Genomic DNA, 9,263 nt, shown 5'->3' with positions numbered 1-9,263 from the left:
CGCCAGGAACCACGTCCGCGACCCTGGCGCGCGCCTTGTCCAGCGCGGCATGCAGCCGCGACGCCTCCACCGGCTTGAGTAGATAGTCCAGCGCATTGGCGTCGAAGGCCTGCACGGCATATCGGTCGTAAGCGGTGGTGAAGATCACCGATGGAGGCAGCTGCAAACCATCGAGCACGTCGAAGCCGCTGCCCGACGGCATCTGGATGTCCAGCAGCACCACGTCCGGGTGCAGGCGGGCGATGGCCTCGCGCGCGGCGGGCACGTCATCGGCCTCGCCGATGCACTCCACACCCTCCATCGCCGCCAGCAAGGTCCGCATTTCGAGGCGAGCCAGCCGCGCGTCGTCAACCACCAGTACGCGCAGACAGGTGCTCATTGCGGCACCAGCAGGCGCGCCCGCATGCGCCCGCCTTCGGAGCGCAGTTCGACATGACCGTCCGGTCGCAGCTGCGCGCGCAGGTAGGCCAGTCCCAAGCCATGCCCGGTGGGTGCGGCCTGCGGCGGCAGGGGGTTGCCTACCTCTATGCACAAAGCGCCGTTCCGGCACTGGATGTCGATGTCCAGTTCACCCCCTTCGGGGGTCATCGCAATGCCGTGCTTGATTGCGTTTTCCACCAGCAACTGCAGGGCCATCGCCGGCAACAGCGCGTGCAGGGCCGATGCATCGATGCGTCGCTGCACTCGCAGCCGTTGTTCGTAATGCACCTGTTCCACCGCCAGGTAGTCCTCCACCAGCGCCAGTTCGTGTTCCAGCCGGATCGATGCATCGCCGGTATTTTCCAGCGCCCTGCGCAACGTATTGGACAGGCGCGTGACCATTTCACGGGCACGCACAGCGTCTTCGTTGATCAGCGCACGCAGGTTGTTCAGTGCGTTGAACACGAAGTGCGGGTTGAGCCTCGCGCGCAGCGCATCGCGTTCCATCGCATTGCGCCTGGCCTCTTCGCGCAGCCGCGCCAGCTCGCTGTGGCGAGCCCGGCGTATGCCATGGCAGGCGGTCCACGCGCCGACCCACATCGTCAGCACCACCATGGTATTGAGCCAATAGCCCAGCGCGGCGGCGGGGCGGTAATCGGCTACGCCACCAGGCATGACTATCCATTCCCAGTGCAACGCCAGCACCAATACCAGCCAGATGAGCAACTGCGCCAGGCTGGCGCCGAGCGCGATGGCAAGCAGCAGGCGCAGGACCAAGCCTGCGCCGCCGGACTCCCACCAGGCTTGCCGCAGGGCCAGCCCGCGGATGCCGCCGCTGACCAGACACAACGCGATGCCCAAAGTCACGCAGATCAATACCATGCCCGAAGAGAAATGCGCGAAGGTGACGGCCATGAACAAATTCAGGCCGGAATACAGGCCCCATGCCAGTGCGTTGAACCACCAGAAGCCGCGCACCGGCGGCGGCGTTTCGATTTCCATGCCTGCTCCGTCGTGCGGGGCCGGCAACAGGCCCCGCGCCATGCCCCGCTCAGGGTGCCAGTTCGAGGAACTGGCGTACCTGCGCTTCCACCCACCGCGGGTCATCCCACGTCAGGAAATGGTAGCCGGCTTCGCTCATGCGGATATCCACTCCCGGCAGCTTGGCGTATTGCGCGGCGAAGATGGCGCGGGTGGATTCCATGGTGCCGCCCATCGACTGGTAGGCGGCCCAGCTGCCCAGCACCAGGGTGGGTGAGCGGATTGCCGCCACTTCACTACGCAGGTCGGTGGTCATCATGTCGTACAGGGCTGCCGTGGTGGCGCTGCGCGCGCTGCTGCGGCTCCATGCGGTCAGCGTATCCCACCGCGACGCGTCGCGTACCAACCCCTTCGCCGAAGCCTCGGCCTGCGCCAGGTAGGCTGCCTCGGGCTGGGCGAGCATCGCCATGCGCATCTGCTCGGCCATCGGCCGCACGGTTTCCACGGTGGCAGCCGGGTTCTGTATCGCGCCGAAGTATGGCAGCGAATCGACGATCACCAGCTTGCCCACGGCCTGCGGTTGCGCCAATGCCATCTGCAGGGCCAGCACACCGCCCAGGCTATGGCCCATCACCGCCGGCTTCTGCAGCTTGCGCTCGGCGATATAGGCCAGCAGGCGGTCACGCATCGGCACGAGGAAGGCTTCGCCCTCCACTGCAGGCTGTCCGGCAAAGCCCGGCAGGCTGACCAGGTGACATTGCACCTGCGGTTGCAGCGCTTGGCAGGTGCCGCGCCAGGTGTCGGCATTGCTGTTGAGGCCGGGCACCATCAACACCGGCACGCCGCGGCCCACGACTTCCACTTTGATGTCCTGGAAGACAGTTTCAGTTGCGGCGTTGGCGGCAATCGGTGCCGCCAGCAACAACAGCAACAAGGCGGAGGAGCGCTTGCTCGAACGCATGTGGACCGGCTTCATCGTGCAACTCCCGTTCGGTTGTGGTGCGCGCAGCTTGCCTGCGCCGCCCAGCCGCCGCGGCCGTTGGATGACGAATGGCCGCCAGCGCCCGTGAGCGGGGGTGGCAGCGGACGACCGGCGCGGCATCGTGTACGCACAAAGCCTATTTGCCCCCCTCTTTCAGGGGCGATGCAATGCCCCCCGATGACGCATGCCGGTGTCAGGCCTGCTCCGGATGCGGGACGCGCTCGGCCTGCTCCACCGAGGGCGTGCGCCAACCCGACTGCACGCCCCAGACGTAGAACGCGACACCGATCACCGCCACTACCACCAGGTCCCAGCCATAGGCCAGGTAGCCGCGGCCGCCGAAGGTGCTGCTGCCCAGCCACGACACCAGCGCCAGCGTCGGCAGGTAGCAGACCAGCCACCCCGCGCCCTTCAGCTGCCGGCCGAAGTCGTGCCAGCCCGATTTTGCCTGGTAGTAGAAGTAGATCGGCAGCGCCACCAGCATCAGCAGGATGATCTGGCCGGTCAGCGGCCAGCGCGCCCAGTACAGCAGTTCGGTGGCCATCACAAAGGCGACGCCGGCCAGCACCGGCAGCGCCTTCACCCGCAGCGGCCGGTGCAGGCCGGGCGCGGTGCGGCGCAGCGACATCGCGCTGACCGGGCCGGTCATGTAGGAGATCACCGTCGCCACCGAGATCACCGCCGCCAGCGTGCCCCAGCCGCGGAAGAAGAAGAGGAACAGGAACGACACCGCCAGGTTCAGCCACATCGCCGGGCGCGGCACGCCCCAATGCGCGTGCACGCGGCCGAGGATGTCCGGCGCGGTGCCGTTGCGCTGCATGCCGTAGATCATGCGTGCGGTGGTGGCGGTGTAGGTCATGCCGGTGCCGCTGGGGCTGACGAAGGCATCGACGTAGAGCAGCATCGCCAGCCAGTGCAGGTTGACGATCAGCGCCAGCTGCGCGAACGGCGAGCGGAAATCGATGCCGTGCCAGCCGGCCTGTTCCAGCATGTGCGGCGGCACCGCGCCCAGGTAGGCCACCTGCAGCAGCACGTAGATCACCGTCGCCAGCAGGATCGAGCCGACCACCGCCAGCGGGATGCTGCGCCCGGGGTTGCGGGCTTCGCCGGCGAGGTTCACCGGGCTCTGGAAACCGTTGAAGCTGAAGACGATGCCGGCGGTGGCGATCGCGGTGAGGATCGCCGAGAAATCGAGCACCGGGCTGCCGGCGCCATGCAGGCCCACCGAAAAGTTCTGCGCATGGAAGCCGCTGGCGATCAGCGCCACCGCGGTCAGTGCCGGCACCACCAGCTTGAACACGGTGATGGCGCTGTTGGAGCGCGCGAACAGCTTCACGCTCCAGTAGTTGACCAGGAAGTACACCACTACCAGCAGGGCGGAGATGCCCAGCCCCGGCGGGGTCAGTTCGCCATGGCCGCCCGGCGCCTGCACGTACAGGTCCTGCGCCCATTGCCATGGCCACGACGCCATGTACTGCACCGAGGCTTCGGCCTCCACCGGGATCACCGAGACGATCGCGATCCAATTGGCCCAGGCGGCGATGAAGCCCACCAGCGAACCGTGCGAATAGTGGCTGTAGCGGACCATGCCGCCGGATTCGGGAAACATCGCGCCCAGCTCGGCATAGGTAAGCGCGATGGTGAGGATGATGGCCGCGCCCAGCACCCAGGCCCAGATCGCCCCGGGCCCGGCCAGGCCGGCCGCGCGCCAGGCGCCGAACAGCCAGCCCGAGCCGATGATGGAGCCCAGCCCGGTCAGCATCAGGGCGATGGGGCCGACGTCGCGGCGGATGGCGCTGGGAGGATGCATGGTGGCTCCGGCAGACGGCGTGCCGGTGCCGGCACGGGAACGGGGGTGGCAGCGCGGGACCCGGCTGCCGGCCCTACCTATGGCACGCCGGCACGTGAAGACACCGTGGCAGGAATGCGCCAGGCCGCATTTTCCGCCACGCTCCGTTGCGCCGCCGTGGTTGTCGCGCGCGTCCTGCGACGCGATGATGCGCCACCTCCACCACGCCCAGGCCCCATGGAACTCTTCATCTACGAACACTGCCCGTTCTGCTGCCGGCCGCAGATGATCATCGGCCTCAAGCAGCTGGACGTGGCCATCGGCATCATCATGGAAGGCGACGTGGAGACGCCCACCCGCATGGTCGGCCGCAAGGTCGTGCCGATCCTGCGCAGGGACGATGGCAGCTTCATGCCCGAGAGCATGGACATCGTGCATTACCTCGACCAGGCCTCCGCGCCGGCCGTCATTTCCGCCGGCAACAATGCCGCCATCGATGCGTGGGTCGAACGCGTGTGGCCGCTGATGCTGCGCCTGTGCGTGCCGCGCTTCACCCGCGCGGATTTCCGCGAACTGGCCACCGACGAGGCGCGTGCGGCGTTCATCGCGCGCGAGATCAAGGCCTTCGGCGACCTGCAGGCGCTGTGGGACGGCACCGCCGAGTTCCTCGCCCAGCTGCAGCCCCGGCTGGAGGAACTGGAGACGCTGCTGGCCCAAGGCCCGGCCGACACGCTCGACGAAAGCGATTTCCGCCTGTTCCCGGCGCTGCGCTCGCTGACCATCGTCAAGGACATCGCTTTCGGCCCGAACGTGCGGCGCTATGTGGCCGAAAGGGCCGCGCGCTGCCGGATTGCGCTGTTCGACGGCAAGGCGCTGTAAGCCCCGTGGCACGCGCGGCCGCCGGCTGAACGGCGATCCAGCGACCGGCGCACTGCTGGCGGGTGGAGGCGCGTTTCCGACACGCCTCCGACCCGTGGCTCCGCATCGTGGCAGCGCCTCCCTCCCGGACCGGATCGCCGCCATGACCCTCAGCGCCACCCTGCGCGACAGCAAGGTTCCCGAAGTCACCCTCGCCTTCTGGATCACCAAGATCCTGGCCACCACGCTGGGCGAGGTCGGCGGCGACGCGGTCACCATGTCGATGGACCTGGGCTATCTGCTCGGCACGCTGCTGTTCGCCGCCGTGTTCGCCGTCGCGGTGGCGGCGCAGATCCGCGCCAGCGGCTTCCGTCCCTGGCTGTACTGGGCGGCGATCATCGCCAGCACCACGGTCGGCACCACCCTGGCCGATTACGTGGACCGCTCGCTGGGCATCGGCTACAGCGGCGGCAGCAGCCTGCTGCTGGCGCTGCTGCTGGGCACGCTGTTCTGCTGGCAGCGCAGCACCGGCAGCATCTCGGTGGTGGACATCACCTCGCGGCGCAGCGAACTGTTCTACTGGCTGACCATCACCTTCTCGCAGACCCTGGGCACCGCACTGGGCGACTGGGCGGCCGATACCCAGGGGCTGGGCTATACCGGCGGCATCGTCCTGTTCGGCGGGCTGCTGGCGCTGGTCGCGGCGCTGCACTTCGGCACCCGGTTGTCGAAGACGCTGCTGTTCTGGGCGGCCTTCATCCTCACCCGGCCGCTGGGCGCGGTGGTCGGCGATTTCCTCGACAAGCCGCTCGACCACGGTGGCCTGGCGCTGAGCCGCTACACCGCCTCGCTGGTGCTGCTGGTGGCGATCGCCGCCTGCATCGCCCTGCTGCCGCAGCGGGCGGCACGGCAGGCGCATTGAAAGCGTCGCGCGCGGGCGGAGCGCCGGTCACAGCCGAAACAATTGCATATCCATCTTGATGGAGAGATATAATTCGACCAGATCCCTCCGACGGCCCGCCATGACCGCGCTCAGCTTCGAGTTCTATCCGCCCAAGACCGATGACCAGCGCGCGCAGTTGGACCGCACCGCGAGCAGGCTCAAGGTGCATGCGCCCGAATACGTGTCGTGCACCTTCGGCGCCGGCGGCTCGACCCTGAGCTACACCTCCGAGACGGTGCGCCACCTCAACCAGCACCATGGCCTGCAGGCCGCGCCGCACCTGTCCTGCGTAGGCGGCACCCTCGAGGAAATCCGCGAGCTGCTCAAGCTGTATCGCGCCATCGGGGTGAAGCGCATTGTCGCCCTGCGCGGCGACCTGCCCTCGGGCATGGGCTTTCCCGGCGACCTGCGCTACGCCTCGGAACTGATCGCCTTCATCCGCGCCGAGCAGGGCGACGCCTTCCGCATCGAGGTCGGCGCCTACCCGGAAACGCACCCGCAGGCCAGCGACGCGCTCGCCGACCTGCGCCATTTCAAGGCCAAGATCGACGCCGGCGCCGACGCGGCCATCACCCAGTACTTCTACAACGCCGACGCCTATTTTCATTTCGTCGACGCGACGCGGCGGCTGGGCGTGGACGTGCCGATCATCCCCGGGGTGATGCCCATCTCCAATTTCAGCCAGCTGCGCCGCTTCTCCGAGCAGTGCGGCGCGGAGATCCCGCGCTGGATCGCCAAGCGCATGCAGGCCTATGGCGACGACGCCGACTCGGTGCGCGCGTTCGGCGCCGACGTGGTGGCGGCACTGTGCGAGCGGCTCATCGCCGGCGGCGCGCCGTCGCTGCACTTCTACACGCTCAACCTGGCCAAGCCGACCAGCGCGGTGCTGCAGCGGATCGGCCGCGGCTGACCGCCGGCACAGGCCGGGGGGCGCCTCGGCGCGCGATGGACCTGCCCAACTGCCCCTCACATGGAGGCGCGTGGTGTTGCGGCCGGAGCCGCGGAACTGCCGTCACGCATCAGGATGCGCTGCACCGGTTAGGCTTGGCCGATGCGATGCCTGCCGCTCCTCTTCTTCACAACCGCCCTGTGGGCCGGCGCCGCGCAGGCGCAGCAGGTCAACCGCTGCACCGATGCGCAGGGGCGGACGGTATACGGCGACAAGTCCTGCGAGGCGATGGGCGCGCACGCGCGCCTGCTGCCCGGGGCGCGCGCCGCCGGCGGCAGCGGCCTGTACCGCGACACCTGCGCGCGCCGGCTCAGCGAAGTGGTGGCGCAGATCCGTTCCGCGGTGGACGCCCGCGACGCCAACCGCTTGTCCGGCATCTATGCCTGGAGCGGACTGTCCAGCGCCGAAGCCACGCGGGTGATGGACCGGCTGGATGCGATCGTGCAGCGCCCGCTGGTCGACATCGCGCCGGTGTTTCCGCGCGATCCGGAGCTGGAACCGGCGGACGATACCGGCGAAGCGGCCGGCAACGGCCCGATCATGATCACCAACATGCCGGCCACGTCAGCGCGCCCGGTCGCGCTGCGGCTGGAGCAGGTGCTGGGCCGCAGCGGCACGCCCTCGCGCACGCTGTTGAAGCTGCGCCGGCAATACAACTGTTTCTGGATCAGCCTCTAGGGCCCCTCGCCCGCCTGCGGCGGCGGTTGCCGGCACCGCTCGAGCACGGCGCCGGAAGCCGGCCGCCCAGCCCACCGGTCGCGGCGCGTCCCGCGCGTTCTTTCCCGCCCGCCTTGTCCAGCGCCGGGCCGATATCAGCCCGGAACGCGGGCCCTGTCCGACCGGTCACGGCCGCCACAGCGCACGGATGGCGGCCACGCCCAGCGCGCCGTGCCGGCGCGCGGTGTCGATATCCTCCGCGGCCAGACCGCCGATGGCATAGATCGGCAGCGATACCTGTTCGCGCAGCAGCTCGAACGCCTCCCAGCCCAACGGCGCCACCCCGGGATGGCTGGCGGTGGCCTGCACCGGGCCGAGCACGGCGAAGTCGCAGCCCAGCCGTTGCGCGGCCTGCAGCTGCGCCAGATCGTGGCAGGAAGCGCCGACCAGCACGCTGTCCGGCAGCGGGCGCCGCTCCAGCTGCAGCAGCTGTTCGCTGCCCAGGTGCACGCCCACGCCCAGCTCCTGCGCCAGCGCGATGTCGCGGTTGAGCAAAAGCTCGGCCCGGTGGCCGACCCGCTCCACCGCACCGCGCGCCAGCGCGGCGCGGTCGCCGGCCTGCGGCGTGCGCAGCTGCACCCGGCGGATGCCGCCCTCGACCGCGGCCTGCAGCCCGTCCAGCCAGGCGGCGGCACCGGCCGACGGCTCCGGCGTGACCAGGTAGCGGTCGGCCTGGCGCAGCGCGGCCACCACCGGCAGGTCCGCCGGCGGCATCGAATAGCGGCAGAGCTTGTCGGGCGTCACCCAGGTGATGGCCTGGCCCTCGCGCCCCCGCGCGGTCCCCTTCCAGCGCTGCACCAGCCGCACCTCCAGCCGCAGGCGCTTGTCCGGATACAGCTGCGGCACCTCCATCACCCAGTCGCCGACCTCGGCCTCGATGCCGAGTTCCTCGCGCAGCTCGCGCACCAGCGCCTGTTCGGAGGTCTCGCCCGGCTCGCGCTTGCCCCCGGGAAACTCCCACAACCCGGCCATGTCGCTGTTGCCGGTGCGGCGGTTGAGCAGGATGCGGCCACGGGCGTCGGTGATGACGGCGGCCACGACATGGATGGAGCGCAACGGAGGTGTCATGCGCTGAGAATGCCGAAAATCCGGGGGACGGCGCAATCGTTTGCATTCGTGCTTTCCCGGCATGGACGTTCATCGAGAAGGCCCCCGTGTGGGGCAAGCCCGACACCTGCGGTCATGCGGTGAGCCCGTGGATGCTCGACGGGCCCGATCAACAGTCGGCCCCTGCCGGGATCGCGCCTGGAGACACATCCCCTGAAGCAGGGCCGCCCCGCTGCGCGAAGCGCGAACAGCGAAGCCGGCTCGAAGGGCGGACTGCTTGCACGGTACCGCCGCACAGACCCGACGAACGCCTCGTGCGCTGCTCCGGGCCGGGGAAGAAGAACGGGGCCGCAGTTTGCGGCGCACATCGTGGGGCGACAGCGCGCAGCGATGGCGTGCCGCGGCCAATGGCCGGCACTACCGAATCTGCCCGGAGGAAAGCCCCCTTGGTAAGGGGGCGCGGCGACAGCCGCGGGGATCGGAAGAAAAGAACGTGGGGCCCCAAGTCCGCCCCGCGGCCTTGGGGGTGTTTCCCCCCAACCCGGGGTCACCACCGGGCACGCACGTGGTGTGGCGT

The 9,263-nt window shown here is 69.3% G+C and carries 9 protein-coding genes; 4 read left to right on the top strand and 5 right to left on the bottom strand.

Annotated features, from left to right (window positions below):
* The 4 genes from QMX80_RS16880 to QMX80_RS16865 all read right to left on the bottom strand — a co-directional run.
* A partial coding sequence (locus QMX80_RS16880; RefSeq protein WP_282278330.1) for a response regulator occupies positions 1-379 on the bottom strand: 379 nt, incomplete at its 3' end.
* Complete coding sequence (locus tag QMX80_RS16875) at positions 376-1,422, bottom strand: histidine kinase (RefSeq protein WP_282278328.1); 1,047 nt, start codon at positions 1,420-1,422, stop codon at positions 376-378. The genes QMX80_RS16875 and QMX80_RS16880, both read right to left, overlap by 4 nt.
* 49 nt (positions 1,423-1,471) lie before the next feature.
* Positions 1,472-2,377 carry an alpha/beta hydrolase gene (locus QMX80_RS16870; RefSeq protein ID WP_152984111.1) on the bottom strand — a complete coding sequence of 302 codons (906 nt, stop codon included), beginning with the start codon at positions 2,375-2,377 and terminating at the stop codon, positions 1,472-1,474.
* A 199-nt stretch (positions 2,378-2,576) separates the two neighbouring features.
* Positions 2,577-4,193, bottom strand: coding sequence for an APC family permease (locus tag QMX80_RS16865; protein ID WP_282278326.1), 1,617 nt, complete (start codon positions 4,191-4,193; stop codon positions 2,577-2,579).
* A 216-nt stretch (positions 4,194-4,409) separates the two neighbouring features.
* Between QMX80_RS16865 and grxB the strand changes: the two genes are divergently transcribed.
* The 4 genes from grxB (at position 4,410) to QMX80_RS16845 (ending at position 7,600) form a co-directional block, all read left to right on the top strand.
* Positions 4,410-5,051, top strand: a complete 642-nt coding sequence (gene grxB, locus QMX80_RS16860; RefSeq protein ID WP_282278325.1) for a glutaredoxin 2 — start codon at positions 4,410-4,412, stop codon at positions 5,049-5,051.
* A 142-nt stretch (positions 5,052-5,193) separates the two neighbouring features.
* Positions 5,194-5,952 (top strand): hypothetical protein, encoded by a 759-nt coding sequence (locus tag QMX80_RS16855; protein ID WP_282278324.1) that lies wholly within the window; start codon positions 5,194-5,196, stop codon positions 5,950-5,952.
* A gap of 100 nt (positions 5,953-6,052) precedes the next feature.
* A complete protein-coding gene (metF, locus tag QMX80_RS16850) occupies positions 6,053-6,883 on the top strand; it encodes a methylenetetrahydrofolate reductase [NAD(P)H] (protein WP_282278323.1) in 831 nt (276 codons plus the stop codon).
* Between the two features lie 141 nt (positions 6,884-7,024).
* Positions 7,025-7,600, top strand: coding sequence for a DUF4124 domain-containing protein (locus tag QMX80_RS16845; RefSeq protein WP_282278322.1), 576 nt, complete (start codon positions 7,025-7,027; stop codon positions 7,598-7,600).
* Positions 7,601-7,765: 165 nt separating this feature from the next.
* Here the strand turns inward: QMX80_RS16845 and QMX80_RS16840 are convergent, their stop codons facing one another.
* The gene (locus QMX80_RS16840) at positions 7,766-8,707 is read right to left on the bottom strand and encodes a Nudix family hydrolase (protein WP_055765871.1); all 942 of its coding nucleotides are present in this window, start codon (positions 8,705-8,707) and stop codon (positions 7,766-7,768) included.
* Positions 8,708-9,263: the final 556 nt, after the last annotated feature.

It is taken from the genome of Stenotrophomonas sp. PS02297 (genome assembly GCF_029959705.1).
GTDB lineage: Bacteria > Pseudomonadota > Gammaproteobacteria > Xanthomonadales > Xanthomonadaceae > Stenotrophomonas > Stenotrophomonas nitritireducens.
The sequence above is the reverse complement of the archived record's forward strand: the minus strand, read 5'-3'. Positions and strand labels throughout refer to the sequence as shown.